The organism is Tenacibaculum sp. ZH5_bin.1, from assembly GCF_042865525.1.
In the GTDB taxonomy this organism is placed as follows: Bacteria; Bacteroidota; Bacteroidia; order Flavobacteriales; family Flavobacteriaceae; genus Polaribacter; species Polaribacter mesophilus.
Genome location: NZ_JBEGIO010000001.1, coordinates 482,027 through 504,374 on the forward strand (window position 1 = coordinate 482,027; position 22,348 = coordinate 504,374).

At 33.4% G+C, this 22,348-nt stretch carries 15 protein-coding genes; 7 read left to right on the forward strand and 8 right to left on the reverse strand.

Annotation, left to right across the window (positions count from 1 at the left end):
• The first annotated feature begins 30 nt into the window (after positions 1-30).
• The 3 genes from mfd to ABHQ57_RS02245 all read left to right on the forward strand — a co-directional run bounded on the left by mfd (position 31) and on the right by ABHQ57_RS02245 (position 5,219).
• Positions 31-3,405, forward strand: a complete 3,375-nt coding sequence (gene mfd / locus ABHQ57_RS02235) for a transcription-repair coupling factor (RefSeq protein ID WP_389862133.1) — start codon at positions 31-33, stop codon at positions 3,403-3,405.
• A gap of 259 nt (positions 3,406-3,664) precedes the next feature.
• A complete protein-coding gene (locus ABHQ57_RS02240) occupies positions 3,665-3,958 on the forward strand; it encodes a GIY-YIG nuclease family protein (protein ID WP_239178297.1) in 294 nt (97 codons plus the stop codon).
• A 400-nt stretch (positions 3,959-4,358) separates the two neighbouring features.
• Complete coding sequence (locus tag ABHQ57_RS02245) at positions 4,359-5,219, forward strand: DMT family transporter (RefSeq protein WP_047788037.1); 861 nt, start codon at positions 4,359-4,361, stop codon at positions 5,217-5,219.
• On the opposite strand, the gene ABHQ57_RS02250 is transcribed toward ABHQ57_RS02245, so the two are convergent.
• Positions 5,216-6,301 carry a hypothetical protein gene (locus tag ABHQ57_RS02250; protein WP_047788036.1) on the reverse strand — a complete coding sequence of 362 codons (1,086 nt, stop codon included), beginning with the start codon at positions 6,299-6,301 and terminating at the stop codon, positions 5,216-5,218. The two genes, ABHQ57_RS02245 and ABHQ57_RS02250, sit on opposite strands and share 4 nt — an antisense overlap.
• Positions 6,302-6,313: 12 nt before the next feature.
• A complete protein-coding gene (gene dprA, locus ABHQ57_RS02255; RefSeq protein ID WP_196781597.1) occupies positions 6,314-7,411 on the reverse strand; it encodes a DNA-processing protein DprA in 1,098 nt (365 codons plus the stop codon).
• A 95-nt stretch (positions 7,412-7,506) separates the two neighbouring features.
• On the opposite strand from dprA, the gene ABHQ57_RS02260 reads away from it, so the two are divergent.
• Together ABHQ57_RS02260 and ABHQ57_RS02265 are read left to right on the forward strand one after the other, a co-directional pair.
• On the forward strand, positions 7,507-8,397 hold the full coding sequence (locus ABHQ57_RS02260; RefSeq protein ID WP_047788034.1) for an SPOR domain-containing protein: 891 nt from the start codon (positions 7,507-7,509) through the stop codon (positions 8,395-8,397).
• A gap of 59 nt (positions 8,398-8,456) precedes the next feature.
• A complete protein-coding gene (locus ABHQ57_RS02265) occupies positions 8,457-8,969 on the forward strand; it encodes an acyl-CoA thioesterase (RefSeq protein WP_047788033.1) in 513 nt (170 codons plus the stop codon).
• 6 nt (positions 8,970-8,975) lie between these two features.
• On the opposite strand, the gene ABHQ57_RS02270 is transcribed toward ABHQ57_RS02265, so the two are convergent.
• Genes ABHQ57_RS02270 through ABHQ57_RS02295 form a run of 6 tightly spaced genes read right to left on the reverse strand, consistent with a single transcriptional unit; the run spans position 8,976 to position 15,784 of the window.
• On the reverse strand, positions 8,976-10,010 hold the full coding sequence (locus tag ABHQ57_RS02270) for an AI-2E family transporter (protein WP_073182341.1): 1,035 nt from the start codon (positions 10,008-10,010) through the stop codon (positions 8,976-8,978).
• Positions 10,011-10,064: 54 nt separating this feature from the next.
• Positions 10,065-11,282 (reverse strand): murein hydrolase activator EnvC family protein, encoded by a 1,218-nt coding sequence (locus tag ABHQ57_RS02275; RefSeq protein ID WP_389862140.1) that lies wholly within the window; start codon positions 11,280-11,282, stop codon positions 10,065-10,067.
• Between the two features lie 2 nt (positions 11,283-11,284).
• On the reverse strand, positions 11,285-12,052 hold the full coding sequence (locus tag ABHQ57_RS02280) for a DUF4292 domain-containing protein (protein ID WP_167712613.1): 768 nt from the start codon (positions 12,050-12,052) through the stop codon (positions 11,285-11,287).
• Positions 12,053-12,072: 20 nt separating this feature from the next.
• A complete protein-coding gene (locus tag ABHQ57_RS02285) occupies positions 12,073-13,071 on the reverse strand; it encodes a lipopolysaccharide assembly protein LapB (RefSeq protein WP_167712614.1) in 999 nt (332 codons plus the stop codon).
• Positions 13,049-14,065, reverse strand: a complete 1,017-nt coding sequence (locus tag ABHQ57_RS02290) for a sugar phosphate nucleotidyltransferase (RefSeq protein WP_125343892.1) — start codon at positions 14,063-14,065, stop codon at positions 13,049-13,051. The genes ABHQ57_RS02285 and ABHQ57_RS02290 overlap by 23 nt, the downstream gene beginning before the upstream one ends.
• A 57-nt stretch (positions 14,066-14,122) precedes the next feature.
• Entirely contained in the window at positions 14,123-15,784 is a 1,662-nt protein-coding gene (locus ABHQ57_RS02295; RefSeq protein WP_159488671.1) for an ABC transporter ATP-binding protein, read from the reverse strand.
• A gap of 305 nt (positions 15,785-16,089) precedes the next feature.
• Here ABHQ57_RS02295 and ABHQ57_RS02300 point away from each other — a divergent pair, with 305 nt between their 5' ends.
• Entirely contained in the window at positions 16,090-18,786 is a 2,697-nt protein-coding gene (locus tag ABHQ57_RS02300) for a GEVED domain-containing protein (RefSeq protein WP_167712615.1), read from the forward strand.
• Positions 18,787-18,853: 67 nt separating this feature from the next.
• Positions 18,854-22,342, forward strand: coding sequence for a M4 family metallopeptidase (locus ABHQ57_RS02305; protein ID WP_167712616.1), 3,489 nt, complete (start codon positions 18,854-18,856; stop codon positions 22,340-22,342).
• Positions 22,343-22,348 lie beyond the last annotated feature (6 nt).

A 22,348-nucleotide genomic window follows, 5' to 3' on the forward strand; every position in this document is an offset into this window, starting at 1 on the left:
CCTCGTACATTTGCGTAAAATTTTTGTACGTTGAGCAAGCAAGCAATTGTAAATCACTATCAACAATCTGAGAATGTAAAACAGATTGTTCATCAGCTTCAACAAGATCCACACCATTTTCAAATTACGAATTTGGTCGGTTCTTCGTTGTCTTTTGTCATTTCCGAAACTTTTAAACAAGCCGACAAACCCTACTTGTTAATTTTTAACGACAAGGAAGAAGCTGCTTATTACCTTAACGATTTAGAGCAGTTATTGGGCGATAAAAACGTGTTGTTTTATCCGGGTTCGTATCGCAGACCCTACCAGATAGAAGAAACCGACAATGCCAATGTACTTTTGCGTTCAGAGGTGTTAAACCGTATCAATTCTCGTAAAAAACCTGCGATTATTGTTACCTATCCTACTGCCCTGTTCGAAAAGGTAGTCACCAAAAAAGAGCTGGAAAAAAACACACTTAAAGTGGTGGTGGGCGAGCAAGTATCGCTCGATTTTGTCAACGAAGTACTGTTCGAATATCATTTTAAACGTGTCGATTTTGTGACCGAACCAGGAGAGTTTTCGGTACGTGGTGGAATTATCGACGTGTTTTCGTTTTCACACGACGAACCCTATCGTATTGAGTTTTTTGGTGATGAGGTAGACAGCATCCGAACTTTTGATGTAGAAACGCAACTTTCTAAAGAAAAACTGAAGAAAGTGAGCATTATGCCCAATGTAGAAAACAAAACACTACAAGAAAGCAGAGAAAGCTTTTTAAAATACATATCAGCAAAAACCGCTGTTTTCGTTAAGAATTTAGATTTACTAAGTGATTCACTAGATAAATTCTATCGAAAAGCAGAACTATCGTTTAACGAATTATCTACCGAAATCAAACACGCAAAACCAGAAGAATTGTTTTGCAACGGAGAACTCATACGTAATCAACTACAAGATTTTACAACGGTTGACATTGGTAAAAACCGTCATTCTGAACGAAGTGAGAAACCGCAAGGTTCAGCGGAGCTAAATCTCACTAACGTAAGCATCAACTTCGATACCCACCCCCAACCCTCTTTCAACAAAAAATTCGACCTGTTAATTCAGAATTTCAATGAGTTTTCGGCCAAAGGATTTACCAATTATATTTTATGTTCTAACGAACAGCAAGCACAACGTTTCCACGATATTTTTGACGACCATGAAGAAGAGGTTTCTTATGAAACCATTGTGTTTCCGTTGTATCAAGGATTTGTGGATATTGATAGCAAAATTGTTTGTTATACTGATCATCAAATCTTTGAGCGTTATTACAAATTCCGACTCAAAAACGGATATGCGAAAAAGCAATCCATCACCCTACAAGAGCTCACCAAATTAGACGTAGGCGACTATGTAACCCATATCGACCATGGTATTGGAAAGTTTGGCGGACTTCAAAAAATAGATGTAGAAGGCAAAAAACAAGAGGCCATTAAGTTAATTTATGGCGATCGCGATATTTTATACGTGAGTATTCACTCGCTACACAAAATTTCCAAATTCAACGGAAAAGACGGAAAACCGCCTAAAGTATATAAACTAGGGTCGAATGCTTGGAAAAAAGTCAAGCAAAAAACCAAAGCCCGTGTAAAACATATTGCGTTCAACTTAATTCAGTTATACGCAAAACGAAAACTACAAAAAGGATTTGCTTTCGGACCCGACACGCATATGCAACACGAGTTGGAAGCGAGTTTCTTATACGAAGACACACCCGATCAGTTCTCTTCTACCCAAGAAGTAAAAGCTGATATGGAAAAAGAACAACCGATGGATCGTTTGGTGTGTGGTGATGTTGGTTTTGGAAAAACAGAAATTGCCATTAGAGCGGCTTTTAAAGCGGTAGATAACGGAAAACAGGTTGCGGTGCTTGTACCAACTACAGTTTTAGCATTTCAGCACTTTAAAACCTTTTCTAAGCGATTAAAAGACTTTCCGGTTACGATTGACTACCTAAACCGTTTTAGAACCACAAAACAGCGTAAAGGCGTGTTAGAAGGGGTTGCTGATGGAAGTGTAGATATTGTGATAGGAACGCACCAGTTAACCAATAAAGCAGTTCAGTTTAAAGATTTGGGATTGTTGGTTATTGATGAAGAACAAAAATTTGGGGTAGCAGCAAAAGACAAACTAAAAACCATTAAAGAAAATGTAGATACGTTGACTTTAACGGCAACGCCAATTCCGCGTACTTTACAATTCAGTTTAATGGCGGCGCGAGATTTATCGGTGATTAAAACGCCACCACCTAACCGTCATCCCATAGAAACCAATGTAATTCGCTTTAGTGAAGAAACCATTCGCGATGCGATTTCGTACGAGATTTCTCGTGGTGGACAGGTGTTTTTTATCCATAACCGTATTGAAAACATCAAAGAAGTAGCAGGATTGTTACAACGTTTGGTGCCAAGTGCTAAAATTGGTATTGGTCACGGGCAAATGGAAGGAAAAAAGCTAGAAGAACTTATGCTAGGTTTTATGAATAATGAGTTTGATGTATTGGTTTCTACCACCATTATTGAAAGTGGATTGGATGTACCGAATGCGAATACGATTTTCATCAACAACGCCAACAATTTTGGACTGTCTGATTTACACCAAATGCGTGGTCGTGTAGGACGTTCGAACAAAAAAGCCTTCTGTTATTTTATCACGCCACCGTATCATCACATGACCGATGATGCACGTAAACGAATTCAGGCATTAGAACTGTTTTCTGATTTAGGAAGCGGATTGAACATTGCCATGAAAGACTTGGAAATTCGTGGTGCTGGAGATTTATTAGGTGGAGAACAAAGTGGATTTATCAACGATATTGGTTTTGATACCTATCAGAAAATCTTACATGAAGCCATTGAAGAACTGAAGGAAAATGAGTTTAAAGATTTATATCCAACAGATGAAAATGCACCGAAAGAGTATGTGAAAGAGGTGCAAATTGATACCGATTTTGAAATTTTGTTCCCAGATGATTATGTCAACTCAGTTACCGAACGTTTGAGTTTATACAACAAATTAGGAACCTTAACTACGGAAGAGGAATTACAAACTTTTGAGACTGAAATTATCGATCGTTTTGGAGAATATCCAACGCAAGTAGCCGATTTATTAGACAGTGTTCGTATTAAATGGTTAGCGAAAGAACTAGGTTTAGAAAAGGTGATTTTAAAGCAAAAACGTATGTTGGGTTATTTTGTATCCGATCAGCAAAGCGCTTTTTATCAAACCGAAGCGTTTACCAAAATGTTGAGGTACGTACAGCAAAATCCGAAGAGTTGTGTAATGAAAGAAAAGAAAACCAAAAACGGATTGCGCTTACTCATCACGTTTATTAAAATTGATAGTGTACACAAGGCGTTAGAAACCTTACAGAAAGTATAAAACGTCATTTCTCGCTCGCAATGACGGTACAAAGAAGTTGTCAGTTCGAGTGGTTTTCACGATTAGAATGAGTGAAAATTGTATCGAGAACTAGTTTGTATACATCTCGATACAAATTTCTTCCTTCTATCGAAAAAGAAATTCACTCGATGTGACAATGTAAACTCATAACCAAAATATGGGCACGCTACTTCAGCAATAAAGGAATAAAGAATTGTCATTTTTGTAAAAAGTAACTAGTTTGTTGAAAAATTTTAAAATGAAAATATACTTTGTTTACATATTACAATGTTCAGACAAAACCTATTACACAGGAGTAACTTCAAACCTATCTCAACGAATATTTCAGCACCAAAATGGAACTTTTAAAGATAGTTATACTTCAAAAAGAAGACCTGTTGAATTGGTTTTTTATTGTGAGTTTACTAACGTAGAAATGGCTATTGAAAAAGAAAAACAAATTAAAAAATGGTCTAGAGCAAAAAAAGAAGCTCTTATAAATAATGAGTTTGAAAAACTACCGAACTTAGCAAAGAAGAAGTTTAATAATTAAGCTCTGTCTGTTCGAGTGGTTTTCACGATTAGAATGAGTGAAAATTGTATCGAGAACCAGCTTATATGCATCTCGATACAAATTTCTTTCCTCTATCGAAAAAAGAAATTCACTCGATGTGACAATGTAAGCTCATAACCGAAAGGTTACCGCGCTCCGCTCGCAATGACGAAAAAAGCAAACCATCATTACGAAGGAGGTACGACTGAAGTAATCTGTTTGTAGGTGACTAACAACCAAAAGATTGCTTCATTTCCACTTCGATTCCGCTCAGTGTCCATTCGCAATGACGAGAACAAACAAAACGTCATTTCGAGCGGTAGCGAGAAATCTCATTCAATTGAGTAACTCATCTTCTTAAGATTTCTTCCTCTGGTTGAAATGACATACATTTACCCTCATGCAAACTAACCATATTAAAAACCTTTCAGGGCTATTATTAGCTACCTTATTCATCAGTACATCGGGTGTGTTAGGTAAGTATATTGCAATGCCTTCAGAAGTTATTGTGTGGTTTCGTTCGGTGATTGCTATGGTGATTTTGTATGTCTTTTGCCGATTCAAAAAGATTGATTTAACCATACAATCAAGAAGGCACTTGTTCCCTTTTTTAATGGGGGGAATTTTTATGGGTGCACATTGGATTACGTATTTCTATGCGTTAAAACTGTCCAATGTAGCTATTGGAATGTTGTCATTGTACACCTTTCCGGTCATGATTGCCTTTTTAGAACCCCTGTTTTTAAAAATAAAATTCAACCCGATTCATATTGTTTTAGGGTTGATGGTGTTGCTAGGTTTATACATTTTAGCTCCTGATTTTGATATTAAAAACACACAAGTACAAGGCGTGTTATTTGGCTTACTTTCTGCATTGTGCTATTCTGTTAGAATTTTAATTTTAAAGCAATATGTACAACAATACAATGGAGTAATGTTGATGTTTTATCAAGTGGTAATAATTACCGTAACCTTAGTTCCCGTTTTATTTTTTATGGATGTTTCAGGATTTCAAGAGCAACTCCCCTATTTACTATTATTAGCCTTGTTAACTACGGCTATCGGACATAGTTTAATGGTACATTCACTACAGTTTTTTTCGGCATCAACCGCAAGTATAATTAGTAGCATTCAACCTGTTTTCGGAATTTTGTTAGCGTTTATTTTCTTAAACGAAATTCCCACGTGGAACACGTTTATTGGTGGAAGCTTAATTTTAGCAACAGTGATTATTGAAAGTATTCGAAGTAGAAAAGGCTAGTGTAATCTTTGCTGTTGTTGAATAATGGTTTTCATACTCACATCTTCGTAATTTCTACGAACAAAAGTTAATGCACTGTCTAAAACCTCTCCCATACCATCACTATCTCTAAAATTAATATCTCCTGTAAATTCAAAAATTTCTGATTTTAATTGTTCGATATTTTTTGGTATAGAAATATTATCTGATTTCATAGCGGAAAGCAAACGATTCAATCGAGAACGAGAACCTAAAATTCTTTTAGCAACAATTGATCGCTCTTCTATTTGATATTGCTCAATAGATTCTGAAGTAAGCTTATCTCCTACCAGTTGAACGAGCTTTAAATTTTCTTTAAAAAACTGTGGATAATACACTTTAAATTTACCTTCGTAACATTGCTGATCAAAATCTATCGGACGAATTTTATACACAACATTTTCAAAATCGTGTGTAGGTACTACTACGTAGTTATACGAACGCATATCGCCCAACAAACGAATCATACAACGCTCGTTAAATTTAACAAACTCTTTAGCTAGTTGTGCTTTTTCAATGTCTAAACAATCATCTAAATAATCATTGATGAAAACATCACCAGGAATTCCTGATATATGCTCTTCTATCAACGTGTCTTCATATACCAAAAAGTTTAGATTGTAAGGAGATAAAATATCCTCTAACTCTAGTCCGTAAATACGAGAAGCATCGGTTTTCTTTACGTAAAAATAGGTGTAGTTATCATTTAAAATATTTCGAATTTTTATACGAAAAGGTTTAGAGTTACCAAACGTACAAAAATCGATAGCATCAACATTTAAATGCTTAATACTGGCGTCAGAACCGTTAGAGTGTAAGATATTATATACTTTTTTTAGGTATAAATCAATTTCAGCCCGCTCAAACTCATTATAAAAAACACGTATCCATAAGGTATCATTATCGTGTTTATCATACACAGCAACCGAACCTTGAAAACGCAACAAATCATCATAAAAAATAGGAATTTTTATAGTTCTGTTATGTCTTTTTAAGTAGTTTCCTAGTTTTTTGGTAACAGGAAAAGCTGGTTTTTTTTGTGATATGAGTTTATATTCTGACATGCTTCAAAGGTACTAAACTTCAAACATTTTTCCGGGTAAAGGTTTTATAACCCCTTTTAATTCCATTTGAACCAAAATAGAGGATAGTTGATAAGTAGGAAGATTACAATCTAACGCAATAACATCTAACAACTGTTTACCATTTTGTTGTAAGTAATTGTGTATTTTTTGTTCGGTTTCATTCAAATCAACAAAAAGCTTGTTTTGAATAGGTGCCGAGGCTCTCGGCAGATCCCAATTAAGCATTTTTACAATATCTTCAGCAGAGGTTAATAAATGTGCTTGATTGTTTTTAATGAGGTTGTTACAACCTTTGCTATATATATCGGTTGCTCTACCCGGTAGCGCAAACACATCACGATTGTACGAATTGGCAATATCAGCAGTAACTAACGACCCTCCTTTTTTAGCAGATTCAATAATAATGGTTGCTTTAGATAGCCCAGCTACAATACGATTTCGTTTTAAAAAGTTTTCTCTCATAGGTTGCTCATCGTGCCAAAACTCGGTAATAAAACCACCATTCTCATTTACTTGATGAATATATTTTTTATGTGTTTTTGGGTATACTTCATCCAATCCGTGTGCTAAGACAGCAATAGTTTGCAGGTTGTTTTTCATTGCAGCTTTGTGCGCGCAAATATCTACTCCATAAGCAAAACCACTTACAATTATAGGATTGTATTCTTTTAAGTCTTTAATAAGTTGATTGCAGAAATCGCGTCCGTACGAACTCATTTTCCGAGTTCCTACAATCGAAATAATTTTATCATTGTTTAAGTTGAGGTTGCCGTCTTTAAAAAGTAAGATTGGAGCATCAATACAATGTTTTAGCTGTTGCGGATAATTGTCATCTAAAAAATAAGAAAAAGTAGTGTTGTTTTGTTGAATATAATACAGCTCCTCCTCTGCTCTTTTCAGGTTACTTTCATCAAAAAGATATTGAGTTACATGAGTTCCTATTCCGTTAATTTTATGGAGTACATTTTTCTTCTCTAAAAATACTTGTTCAACACTTCCTACAGAGGTAATTAGCCTTTTTGCCAAAATATCACCTATGTTTTTAGTTGCTTGTAAACGTAAAATAGCAAGTAATTTTTCTGTATTCATGATAGCAATAATTTGAGTATCAATATACAAAAAACTGTTGATAAAAATTACAAGATTACTTGAAAGTAATTCACTAAAAAACTATATTTGTTATTATGACATTAGCCAACTACATTAACGATTTATTATATAGATACGATTGCGTAATTGTTCCTAATTTTGGAGGATTTGTAACCAATAAAATTGGTGCTAGAGTAAATACAACTACTCACACTTTTTATCCGCCAAAAAAACAACTCACGTTTAATGCATATTTACAGCATAATGACGGTTTATTGGCAAATTATATAGCTTCGAGTAAAAATATTTCTTTTGAAGAAGCTACTGCTTTTATTGCAGAGGAAGTTGCACAATGGAAAGAAAAGTTAGCAACAGCAACTGTTACTGTTGCTTCTGTAGGAAGCTTGTCATTAAACGAGGCAAAACAAATTATTTTTGAACCAAATCCATCAAGTAACTTTTTAAAAGAATCTTTTGGATTAGCTGAGGTTTCAACACCTTCTGTAGAAAGAGTAAAAGAAGTAACAATTAAGTCATTACCTACTACTAAAGAAAACAGAAAAACAATTCCGTTGTATTTAAAAAGGACTGCTGCTGCAGCTGTTTTTGTAGGAATTGCCTATGTGGGTTGGAATGGTGTTCAAAATCAACAACAAGTATTAGCAAATCAAGAAGAAGCTGTTGAGAAGAAAATTCAATCAGCAACTTTTGTAATAGAGAATCCGTTACCAACAATTAACTTAAACGTTAGTAAAGAAGATAGAAACTTTCATATCATAGCTGGAGCTTTTCAAGAAGAGCATAATGCTGAAAACAAATTAACAGAGTTAGAAGATAAGGGCTATGATGCTTCTATTGTTGGAAAGAACAGATTAGGCTTAACTCAAGTAGCTTTTGCTAGCTATGCAACTAAAGAAGAAGCTAGAAAAGCTCTAGAAATTATTAAAGAATCTGTTAGCGAAGACGCTTGGTTGTTAGTTAAATAAACTACATTTATTTTAGGTAGATTTTTTTGTTGCTGTATCTTTGCATCAAAATTTAATTGATGAGAGCAAAATCACCAAGAGAATCGTTAACTGTACTTACCGATTTAGTTTTACCAGGAGAAACAAATTATTTAGATAACCTTTTTGGAGGAGAGTTATTAGCTCGTATGGATAGAGCTTGTAGTATTGCTGCACGCCGTCATTCGAGAAGAATTGTAGTAACAGCATCAGTAAATCATGTAGCATTTACCAAATCGGTACCTGTAGGAAGTGTGGTTACCTTAGAAGCAAAGGTTTCACGTGCTTTTAAATCGTCAATGGAGATTTATGTAGATGTTTGGATTGAAGATCGTCAATCGGGTGAAAAAACGAAGGTAAATGAAGGAATTTATACGTTTGTTGCTGTTGATGAAACAGGAAAACCAGTACCAATTCCTCAAATTGAACCAGAAACCGAATTAGAGAAACAACGTTATGAAGCTGCATTACGTAGAAAGCAATTAAGCTTAGTTTTAGCAGGTAAAATGGATCCTAAGGAGGCTTTGGAGTTGAAATCTATTTTTATGGATTAAAATCGTTTATATGTCATCAACATTGCCATTTTCTGATAGAAAGATGGCAATGTTTTTTGTTTTTTCAAACTGAGAGAAAATAATAATCATAATTACTGTAATTGGTACCGATAATATCATACCAGTTATTCCCCAAATTTCTCCCCAAACAGCTAAAGAAAGTATTGTTACAAGTGGGCTTAAGTTTAGCGACCTTCCAAAAACTTTTGGTTCTACAACATTACCAACAATAACTTGAACGGCTCCTACTGCTATAGCAACAATTAAAAAAGGAGCAAACTCTCCAAATTGTATTAGGCAAAAAATAGCAGGAAAAGCTGTAGCTACCAATGAACCAATAGTTGGTATATAATTTAAAAGGAAGATTAAGAAAGCCCAAAAAGGAGCGCCATCTACTCCAACCATTAATAAAATAAAGTAGCTTAAAACACCTGTTAGTAGGCTTACATATGTTTTTAATCGTAAGTAATTAGAAATAGAGGTTTCTACTTTTTTTAAAATTGCTTGAAAACCTTTTGAATTCTCTGAGGTATCTAAAAAAACCTTTTGTAACTTTTTTTTAAAGTTACTTTCCTCTAAAAAGATAAATAAAGCATAAATTATTATCATAAAGGTATCACCGAGCAAGCTGCTGATTCCGTTTGCGATATCACCTAAAACAGAGCCATAGTCAAAATCTCCAATAACAGATTTAAGTGATGTAACAATATCTATATGAAAGTAAGCATTAAAACGCTTTATAATAGCATCAATATTTGGTTCATATTTTGAATATGATGTGGTTAAGTTTGAAATACTATTTGTTATAATTTCAGAAATAAAACCAAAACCAAGTATAATTAATGTAAATACAAAAACATTACTTAACCAAAATGGAATAAATCGTTTTGCAAAAGGTATTCTATATATTGTTTTTCGGATTTCACGTGTTAAAAACCAAAAAATAATAGCAAAAATAAAAGGAATTAAAATCCCTTTGCCAATGACTAATGTTGCAATAATTGCTACAGTTACAATAATAAAGTTTGATGCGTTTTTCACACGTTTAAATTTGGTTACAATTTAAAAATAAAATTTATAACTGTTTTAATGGTGTTAAGAACGAATCCATTGTGCAGGGTTCAATCGGTTTCGGTCTTTATACAACATAAAACTAAGTTGTGTTTTACCTGTTACTTTGTTAGTGAATACTTTTCCTAGTTTGTCGCCAGTTTTAACAGCATCACCTTTTTTTACATAAACTTCTTTTAACTTATTGTATGCAGAAATATAGTTACCATGTTGTACTAAAACTGATTTTCTTCCATCAGGATGTAATTGAATAACTAAAACTTTTCCGCTAAAAATACTCTTTACATCGGTATTTGCTTTGGTTGCAATGTATAACCCGTGGCTATTGATAGTAATTCCAGGAAATGTAGGGTGTGGTTGAACTCCATATTTTCGTGTAATAACACCTTTAACCGGCCAAGGTAAATTACCTCTATTTTGCTCAAAGTTAGCAAGTAAAGCTTTTTCTTCGGCATTTAAAATAAAACCAGAGCTTTTGGTTTTACCTTTTGTAGTTTTTTTGCCTTTGTTTGCTTTAGCAATAGCATCTCTAATTAACTTATCAATTCTGGCAGCAATTCTTTTTTCTTCTCGTTGTTTCTTTTGTAAATCGCTTTTGTATTTTTTCTCTTCCTTTTTAATTTTTGAAATTAATTGCTCTTGATTTTTCTTATCGTCTTCAATTTCTTTTTTCTGACTTTTCTCGTCAGAAAGTAACGCTTCTTTTGATTTTTTTTGCGCAGTTAACGAGTCGTTTAGTTGTTCTACTTCTTTCGCTTTAACTATAATTTCTTCTCCTTGTTTTTTTCTGTAGTCTTTATATTGTTGCATGTATTTTAATCTCTTATAAGCTTGATAAAAGCTTTCTGAAGACAATAAAAACATGGTTTTACTTTGTTGCGATTTACTTTTGTAAGATTTAACGACCATATCTCGATAGTCATTTTTTAATTTTTCTAGCTCGTCATTATATTTTTTTAATTGCTGCTCGTTTGTATTGATTTCTTGAGAAAGTAATTTTGTCTCTAACTCAATAGTTTCAATTAAACGCTCTCTAACACTTATTTTTTGGTTTAAGTCTTTTAAATCGTCTAAAGCACTAGTCTTTTTTTTCTTTGTTGTGAACAAAAGATTATTAACTAGCTCTATTTCATTTTTAAGTTTCTTTCGCCTATTTTCAAGCTCTTTCCTACTTTGAGCAAAAGAAGAAATTCCTACAAAAAATAGGCATAAAAAAGAGATGTAAAAAACAGGGTACTTCATAATTATAATTGAATTTCTTTATAACCGTTAGGGATATTAAAACTTACATTTAACTTAGTGTTATATTCTACTGAACGAGTTGTAATATCAATAATAGTAAACTTATTTTTTTCTTTAGCTCTTATGTTAATTTTTTCAGGAAAAAAGGTAGTGTTTTTCTTATGATATTTTGGATAACTAATGTCTAAACGTTGGTCTTTTAACGAGTTTACTATTAATTGCTTGTTTAGTTTAAAGTGTTTAGGGTTTACATAAAAAAATAAGTCGAATAAAGTAGGTTGTTTTTTAGGAGACAATTGATATGATTTTTCTTGAATTTGAACTTCTTGACGTTCTGATTTTACATCCATCAACGCCTCACCTAATAACATGCTTTGTAACTGTTTAAAATTAATATCGGTTCCTAATAATTTTTTTAGCATCATAAAATCTCCATCAAAGTAGCTTTTTTCATATGGAGAGTAAAATTGCACTTTGGTAGGAGTGATTTTAGCTTTAAAAATAGAGATGATTTTGGTTCCTTTCAACCAAATAACTTCGTCTTTTTTAATCTTCATTCTTACTGAAAAGCCTAAACTTTCTTTATTGTTTTTGTAATTAACTTTTAAACGAGCATCTACCGTTTTTTTGTTAAAATTTGAGGCAATGTGTTTTTTAGCTACTTTGCGTGCCGATAATTCTTTAATAACGACATCACCAGTAACGTTTTTGGTAGATTTACATGAAGTTAAACCTAAAAATAATATAAGTAATAAAGTGGTGTATTTCATAAATTTTATACTAACGAAACCTATTTTAAAATTTTTTCAGCTTTGTTTTTATAAGAATTGGCTTTTTTAACATCATTCAATCCTTGGTAAGCTTTAGATATTTCTAAGTAAAATTTAGCTTCTATTTCATTATTGTCAATAACAAAATCAATGCCGTTCTGTAAGGTTTCTATTGCTTTTTTATAATCTTTATTGTTATTAAACGCTTTTCCGTTCATTAAATATACAAAAGGTTGCGCAGGAAAAAGAACTAAACCTTGTTCACTGTATTTTAATAAGTCAGTATCATTGTTTGCGGCCAACTTATCTAGTAACGTTTTTAAATTGGTATAAGATTTTTCTTTCTCAAAAAGTGATTTTGGATCAAGGTTTTCAGTGATTTTTTTTGGTTGTGCCTCGGTTGTTTTTCGAGCATTTATTTTTCTTTCAATAGAGCGAAGTCTGGCATTTAATAATTTAGCTTCTTTTAACTCTGTTAATACTTTTTTAGCAGAGGTAACATCTTTGTTTTGGAGATGTAAGAAAACAAGTAACTGTTTTTTCTTTGGGTTTGTTGTAGCTATTTTTTGTTGCGTAATAATAGCGTCCTCAAAATCAGCTAACTTTCTTAAAATAAACACTTTGTGTTCAAGCATCCAAACATTATTAGGTTCTGTTTCTAAAGCTAAATCAATGTAAGATAGAGCTTCAGGATTTCTACCTAATTTTTCATAGCTTTTAGAAAGTTCAAATAAAACAGCTTTATTATTTGGAAGTATTCTGTTACACTCTTCTAAATTTTGTATAGCTTTTTGGTAATTAAAAATAGCTTTGTTTGAAAGCGCTTTAAAAAAATATTGTTGAAATTCAATATTGTTTTTTTCAGCAATGTTAATTGATGCTGGAATGCTATCTTGAGCGTTTAGAAAGTATGAAAAGAAGAGAAAGAAAAAAGACAGTATTGCTTTAGAAAAAAACTTTTTTTCTCTCTTCTCTCTTCTCTTTTCTATTGAGTTTTTATGTAAGTTCTGTATAATCACCTATACTTACCGATGTATAATTAGCATTGTATTTTGCATGGTTACCAACCATAGCATTATCTAAATTGGCATTCGAAATATGAACATTTGTTTGAATTAAAGAGTTAGTAATTGTTGAGTTTTCAACAACACTGTTTTCACCAATTGAAACAAAAGGACCTATTTTAGTGTTTTTTAACACTACATTTTTTCCAACATAACAAGGTTGAATAATTTCAGCGTTCTCTAATACAACGTCTTCAGATACTAAATTGTTGCCGTCTGCTTGTTCAAAGCCTAAAACTTGTTTGTTGGTATCTACTGTAGGGTCTTTCTTACCGCAATCCATCCAAGTATTTACTTTTCCAGGAATAAACTTGGCTCCTTTTACTTTTAAAGCTTCTAGAGCTTCTGTTAGTTGATATTCACCAGAAGGTCTGATATCGTTATCAATTAAATATTTTATCTCTTCTAATAATTTATCAGCATCTTTAAAATAATAAATACCAATAATTGCTAAATCAGAGACAAATTCTTTTGGTTTTTCAACAAAATCAGTAATAAATCCGTCTTTTAATTTTACTACACCAAAAGCACTTGGATCTTCGACTTGCTTCACCCAAATAGCCCCATCAGCGTTAGCATCTAATGTAAAATCAGCCTTAAATAACGTATCAGCAAAAGCTACTACGCAAGAACCACCTAATGATTCTTTAGCACAATAAATAGCGTGAGCAGTTCCTAATGCTTCTTCTTGCACGTATACAGAACCCTTTGCACCTAAGTTTTCTGCTATTTTTATTAATTTATCTTTTGTATCTGCAGGAAACCCTTTAGCAGCAGGTCCAATTATAAAAGCAATTTCCTCTATAGGTTGATCTACAACAGAAGTGATATCTTCCACTAATCGTTGTACAATTGATTTACCAGCAATAACTGTTAATGGCTTAGGAGTTGTTAATGTATGAGGTCTTAAACGAGACCCAATTCCTGCCATTGGTACTATAATCTTCATATTCTTTCTTTTCGTTTTTAACGGTGCAATATACCATTAATAACGCAGTGAAAAAAGTTACAGCCCTTTTGGGATGGCTTCTATTAAAGTTTGGGTGTATTTTGTCTTTGGATGTTGGTAAATTTCGTCAGCATCAGCTATTTCTTCAATTCTACCCTTGTTCATTACAACTAATTGATCTGCCATGTATTTTACCACAGATAAATCATGAGAAATAAATATATAAGTAAAATTAAATTCTGTTTTTAATTGATTCAATAAGTTTAATACTTGTGCTTGCACTGATACATCGAGTGCAGAAACCGATTCGTCACAAATAATTAGTTTTGGTTGTAGAGCTATAGCACGAGCAATTCCTATACGTTGGCGCTGTCCGCCAGAAAATTCATGTGGGTAACGATTAAAGTGAGTTGCTTCTAAACCTACTTTTTCTAATAGGTTGCAGACATATTCTTTTCGCTCTTTATTAGAATTTAAAATGTTATGAACTTTCATCGGTTCTAAAATAGCATCACCAACAGTAATTCTTGGATTCAATGAAGAAAACGGATCTTGAAATATAATCTGAATTTCTTTTCGAAGTTTTTTAAAGTCTTTTCTCGAGAGTTTAGTAATATCTTTTCCGTTATATAGAATACTTCCCGAAGTGGCTTTTTCTAGTTGTAAAATAGTCCTACTTAAAGTGGTTTTTCCACAACCACTCTCTCCTACCAGTCCTAAAGTTTCACCTTTATAAATTTTAAAAGAAACGTCATTGACGGCTTTTACAACAGTTGGTTTTGAAAACCATGAAGCATTGCTGATAAAATCTTTATGCAAATCAATAATTTCTAACAACGGAGGTTTATTATATATTGTTTGATGAAAAGCAGTGCGCTCCTCATTTGTATACACTGTAGAGTTTATAGTTTCATTAATAAAATCGTTAACTGTAGGTAAAGTTTTTAATCGTTTTTCTGTATTTGGTTTTGAGTTGATTAAAGCTTTTGTATAACTTTCTTTTGGGTGTAAAAAAACATGATTAGCACTTCCCTTTTCTACTATTTTTCCTTTATGCATTACCACAACAGAATCTGCAATTTCAGAAACCAATGCTAAATCGTGTGAAATAAAAATAATTCCCATTTCAAACTCTTGTTGTAGTTCTTTCAAAAGTAAAATAATTTCTTTTTGTACGGTTACATCCAATGCTGTTGTAGGCTCATCAGCAATAAGTAATTGTGGCTTGCAGGCAATTGCCATAGCAATCATCACACGTTGCTTTTGCCCGCCACTTATTTGATGAGGATACGAATCGTAAATAGTTTCAGGTCTGGGAAGTTTTACCTTTGAGAATAAGGAAATAACTTCCTCCTTAATTTCTTGATTAGATAATTGTGTATGCTGTTGTAGCATTTCAGCAACTTGAACACCACAAGTTAATGTAGGGTTCAGAGAACTCATAGGTTCTTGAAAAATCATGGCTATTTGGTTACCACGTATTTTTTGAAAATCTTGCTCATTAAAACCCAACAAAGATTGTTTGTTAAAAAGTATCTCCCCTCTTATGGAAGCAGTTTTAGGAAGTAATCCTAAAATAGCTAAAGAACTTATTGATTTTCCACTACCGCTTTCACCAACAATTCCTAGTATTTTGTTTTTTTGAAGGCTAAAAGAAACTTGTTGAACTATGGGTAGAGAGTTTTTAAAGGATATTTCTAAATCTTTAACTTGAAGCATTAATTATAAATTTTAATAAAAATACGATTAATATTTCCATTTTCTTTCCTTGAAAGAAGATTTTGCTATAACTGTTTGATAGTGAGTAATAATAAAAAACTTTCTCTATATCTTATAAAACCTAGTGTTTAATTGGTGTAAAACAATGTTTTTGTTTTGTAAAGTGAATATAAACAGTTAATTAACTATTTTAAATTTATATTTTTTTATCTTTTTTTATATATTTGTCAATGTTTTAACAAATAATTAAGAGTCGAAATAAAAAAGCTCTTAAATTTTATTAACTCAATTAAAAACCCTTCAAAATGAAAAACAAAATTACTCTAGCACTTATGTGCTTATTTTTTGTTGGTGCTTTGTATGCCCAAGAAAAAAGAAACTGCCACTCAATGGAAAACCTTGAGTACAGACAATCCCTCAATCCTTCTTTAAAAAGTAAAATGCAAGAAATAGAATCCTTTACCCAGAGGAGACTAGCTGAAAAGAAGAATCAACAAGGAAAAATAGTAGGAAATATAATTCAAATTCCTGTAGTTGTCCATGTAATTTATAATAATTCTCAAGAGAATATTAGTGTGGCACAAATTCAATCACAAATGGATGTTTTAAATGAAGACTTTAGAAGAACTAATTCAGATAAAACAAACAAATGGTCACAAGCAGCTGATACAGAGATAGAGTTTTATTTAGCTCAAGTTGATCCAAGTGGTAATCCAACAAATGGAATAACAAGAAAGTCTTCTACTAGAACTTCATGGGGAACTAATGATGCAATGAAAAAATCTTCACAAGGAGGAGTAGATCCATGGGATACTTCTGAGTATCTTAATATGTGGGTATGTAATATTGGTGGTGGAATTTTAGGATATGCACAGTTTCCAGGAGGTAGTGCATCTACCGATGGAGTTGTAATGAGTCCACAATATTTTGGTAGTTCAGATAAAGGATCAGGTTTTTACTTATCAGCTCCTTTTGACAAAGGAAGAACAACTACGCATGAAGTAGGTCACTTTTTAAACCTAAGACATATTTGGGGTGATGGAGGCTGTGGTGTTGATGATTTTGTTTCTGATACTCCAGAGTCTGACGCTGCAAATTATGGATGCTCAACAGGACACACATCTTGTGGTTCAGAGGATATGGTTGAAAATTATATGGATTACTCAGATGACTCTTGTATGAATTTATATACACTTGGACAAAAAAACAGAATGCGTGCTGTTTTAGAATCTGGTGGCGTACGTAGGAGCTTAGCATTATCTGATAAAACAGGAGGTTCTACTTCATGTACAGCAACTGTACCAACAGGAGTAACAGTATCTGGTGTAACTTCATCTGAAGCATCAGTTTCTTGGACAGTAGTTTCAGGAGCTACTTATGATGTAAGATACCGCCAAACAGGAACATCATCTTGGACAACTAATGCAGTTTCAGGAACATCAACATCTTTAAGCGGATTATCAGCTTTAACTCAATATGAAGTACAGGTGCGTAGTAAGTGTTCTGATGGATCAAACTCAGCGTATAGTGCATCTTCAACTTTTACTACTCCTGAAGTTACACTTTCTTATTGCTCCTCAAAAGGAAACAGTGTTTCTGATGAGTATATTGGAAGAGTACAATTAGGAACTATTGATAATAGCACAGGAGGAGGAAATGGATATTCAGATCATACAGCCATTTCAACAAATTTAGCAAAAGGAACTTCTCATACAATTACTATTACACCAATTTGGACAGGAACAGTGTACAATGAAGGATATGGTATTTGGATAGATTATAACCAAGATGGTGATTTTGCTGATGCCGGAGAAACAGTTTGGACAAAGGCACCATCAAAAGACACACCAGTTAGTACATCTTTTACAGTGCCAGCTACAGCTACAGATGGAGCAACAAGAATGCGTATAGTTTTAAAATATAATGCAACTCCAACGGCATGTGAAGCTTCATTTTCTTACGGTGAAGTAGAAGATTATACAGTAGTAATAGGAGCAGGAACAGCAGATACAACAGCACCAACTGTACCAACAAACTTAGCAGCTTCTAGTGTAACACAAACATCATTAACACTAAATTGGTCTGCTTCAACAGATAACGTTGGGGTAACAGGTTATGATGTTTATCAAGGAACAACAAACATAGGATCTGTAACAGCAACTACAATGAATGTAACAGGATTATCAGCTGCTACTGCCTATACTTTCTCAGTAAGAGCAAAAGATGCAGCAGGAAATGCTTCTGCTTCTAGTAGTGCAATAAACGTAACAACTTTATCAAACTCCGTTTCATACTGTGACTCAAAAGGAAATAATTCTTCGTATGAGTGGATTGATAACGTTGAGTTAGGAGGAATGACGAATGCAACTGGAAATAATGGAGGGTATGCAGACTTTACCTCTAAAACAGCAACATTGGCAGTTGGAAGTTCAAACCAAATGACTGTTAGCGCAGGATTTAATAGCTCTTCATATACAGAACATTGGGCTGTTTGGATTGATTTTAATCAAAACGGAACATTTGAGAACAGTGAAAAAGTCGTAACAGGATCTTCATCAAGTGCTAATAACTTAACATCTACGGTTGATGTTCCTGCAGGAGCCGCTTTAGGAACAACAAGAATGCGTGTTTCTATGAAGTATAACTCTGCTCAAACAGCGTGTGAAACATTTACTTATGGAGAAGTTGAAGACTACACTGTAAATATTGTTTCTAGTACAAGACAAAACCATTCAGCTAGTGTGAGTGGAGAAAGATTGGGTAATGAAAACAATTTAGACTTCATGGCATACCCTAATCCAGCAGTAGATTTTATACAAGTAAAATTAGCTTCTAGGGCTGATAATATGACTTATAAAATTGTAAATACAATTGGTAGAGTAATGAAATCAGGTCGTTTAAATTCATCAAATATCGACGTTTCTAAACTAAATACAGGTATGTATATCTTAGAAGTTAATGATGGTCAAAAACTACTAACTACTAAGGTATTTAAAAAATAAATCTTACAAAAGCCTGAGAAATAACTCAGGCTTTTTAATTAAAATCAATTAACTAAACCCTTCAAAAATGAAACACAATTATGCAAGAACTGTGTTTTTATCTGCTTTTCTATTCGCAGGAGTTTATACAATAAATGCCCAAGAAAATAGAGAGTTAAAACACCTTAAGTTCAACAAATCTTCAAAACTGTCTTTACAAAAGGCACCAGATTTAATTAGAAAAAAATTAAAGCTATTTAAAAATGATGGCTTACAAAAAATCCAATCAAATAGAGATGATTTAGGTTTTACACACGAGAAATTTCAACAAAAATTTAAAGGAATAAAAGTAGAATTTGCCACTTATACAGCCCACGCAAAAAATGGTGCTTTAATGAGCATGAATGGTGAGTTTTACGATGTTGGAAAGGTTAATATAAGCCCAAAATTATCCAAAGATCAAGCATTTCGAAAAGCTTTATCGCATACAGGTGCAGAGAATTATTTATGGGAATATCCTGAAGCAGCTAAAGAAATGGATAATTATGAGAAACCTAAAGGAGAGTTATTAATTCTTCCAAGAGAAGTTATAGGGAAAAAAGAAGCAAGGCTAGCTTATAAATTCGACATTTTTGCTACAAAACCGCTAAGCAGAGGGTATTTATACATAGATGCTCATACAGGAGAAACGTTATTTTATAACGCTATAATTAAGCATGCAGATAAATTTGGTCATGTAGGAGAGCTTACTAAGCATGCCAAAAAAAGTAAAAAAGTAGCAGAAGCTATTACTACCACATTAGCATCAGGTACTGCACAAACTCGTTACAGTGGAACTAGAACAATAGAAACATCACTAAGTGGAGGGAATTACATTTTGAGTGACTCCGGAAGGAAAATCCATACAAGAGATGCAAAAAACCAAGCTCCAGGTTCTACTTATCCCTATGTTACAAATTATGACCAGTTTACTGATAATGATAATAATTGGACTACAGCTGAACATAGTGCAAATAAAGATGATGCAGCCTTAGATGCTCATTGGGGAGCTATAATGACATATGAGTACTTTTTACAAAAACACAATAGAAATAGCTATGACAACAGTGGAGCTCAAATTAGAAGTTATGTACATGTTGATACTAACTATGATAATGCCTTTTGGAATGGTTCTGTAATGTCTTATGGAGACGGTTCTTCTAACGGACAAGAAGGAAATGGAAACTTTGATGCGTTAACTTCTATTGATGTAGCTGCTCATGAAATAGGCCACGCAGTTTGTACCCATACAGCAAACTTAGCCTACCAAAGAGAATCAGGAGCTTTAAATGAAGCTTTTTCAGATATTTGGGGAGCAGCAGTAGAACATTTTGCTAAAGGGAATGGAAATGATTCAAACCCAGACCTTTCTGTATGGTTAATTGGAGACGAAATAGACAGGCGTAGTGGTTCTGCTGCTTTACGTTCTATGAACGATCCAAAATCACAAGGGCAACCAGATACTTACGGAGGAACTTATTGGAAGAACCCAAACTGTGGAACACCTACAAGATTTAATGACTACTGTGGAGTTCATACAAACTCAGGAGTTTTAAATAAATGGTTTTATTTATTAACTGTTGGAGGATCAGGAACAAATGATGCGTCTGATACATACAATGTTATTGGAATTGGTATGGCAAAAGCTGCAAAAATAGCGTATCGTACCGAAGCTAATTACTTATCAGCCAATTCAACATATGCTGACGCAAGAACAGCAGCAATTCAAGCAGCTACCGATTTATACGGAGCAAACTCTCAAGAAGTAATTTCAACAACAAATGCTTTTTATGCAGTAAATGTAGGAGAAGAATTTGTACAAACTTGTGCTTTAGCAGCACCAACAAACTTAAATTCATCAAATATTGGTGATAATGGATTTACAGTAACTTGGACGGCAGTTTCAGGAGCAGCTTCTTACGATGTAACCATTGGAGGAAATACAACAAATGTAGCAGGAACAACATTTAATGCTACAGGGTTATTAAGCGGAACAGAATATATTGTATCTGTAGCTGCTAAATGTACAGCAGGTGGAACAGGAACACCAGCAACATTAAATGTAACGACAACAGGTACACCACCACTTAATTATTGTTCTTCAAAAGGAAATAGTGTTGCTGATGAATATATAGAAAGAGTTCAATTAGGAAGCATAGATAACACTTCTGATGGAGGTGGAGGATATTCTGATTTCACTACAATTTCAACTGATTTATCTATTGGTGAATCTAATACAATAACTATCACTCCAAAATGGACAGGTACTGTTTACAGTGAAGGTTATGGAGTATGGATTGATTATAATCAAGATGGAGATTTTTCTGATGCTGGAGAAACTGTTTGGACAAAAGCAGCATCGAAAGATACTCCTGTAAGTACATCATTTACAGTGCCAGCTTCAGCAACTCAAGGAACTACTAGAATGAGAATTGTATTAAAATACAATGCTATACCAACAGCTTGTGAAGCAACATTCTCTTATGGTGAAGTAGAAGATTATACAGTTAATATTACAAATGCTACACCAGATACAGAAGCACCCACAGCACCTTCTTCAGTAACAGCATCTAATATTGAAGAAACAACAGCAACATTAAGTTGGACAGCATCAACAGATAATGTTGGAGTAACTAGTTACGAGATATTTAATGGAGCTACAAGTGCAGGAACTGTTAGTAGTGGTACATCAATGAACTTAACTGGATTAACTACAAATACTACATATAACTTTACAGTAAAAGCTAAAGATGCTGCAGGAAATGTTTCAGCAGCAAGTAATACAGCCACTTTTACAACCAAAGATGTATCTGTAGTAGAATATTGTACTTCTCAAGGAAACAATTCTTCTTACGAATGGATTGACAGAGTTTCTATGGGAGGAGTTGATAACACTACAGGAAATGATGGTGGTTATAAAGATTATACAAACTTAACTATGAATGTAGCCCAAGGAGCTAATCGATTATATGTGAGTGCTGGATTTAATAGCTCTTCTTATACCGAGTACTGGAAAGCATGGATTGACTACGATAAAGATGGTGTTTTTGAAGATACAGAAGTTGTGTTAAGTGGTTCTTCATCAAGTGCAGGAGATATTTATGAAGACTTTACAATACCATCGAATGTTTCAGGAACTACAAGACTCAGAGTTTCTATGAAGTACAATAGTGCTCAAACGGCATGTGAAACATTTACTTACGGTGAGGTAGAAGATTATACTGTTAACATTTCTTCTGGCTCTTCAGTAACTACAATAGCTGGTTTTGCAGCAAATATTAATGGAGAAGCAATAGGAAATGAAGAAAGTTTAGACTTACTAACATATCCTAATCCAGCAGTAGATTTTGTACAAGTTAAACTTGCTTCAAAAGCAGAAAAAATAAGTTATAAAGTTATAAATACTACTGGTAAAGTAGTAAAAGAAGGTCGTTTAAAATCTTCTAATCTAGACGTTTCAAAATTAAATACTGGAATGTACATTTTAGAAATAAATGACGGACAAAAACTACTCACAACAAAACTGTTTAAAAAGTAAGTTTTA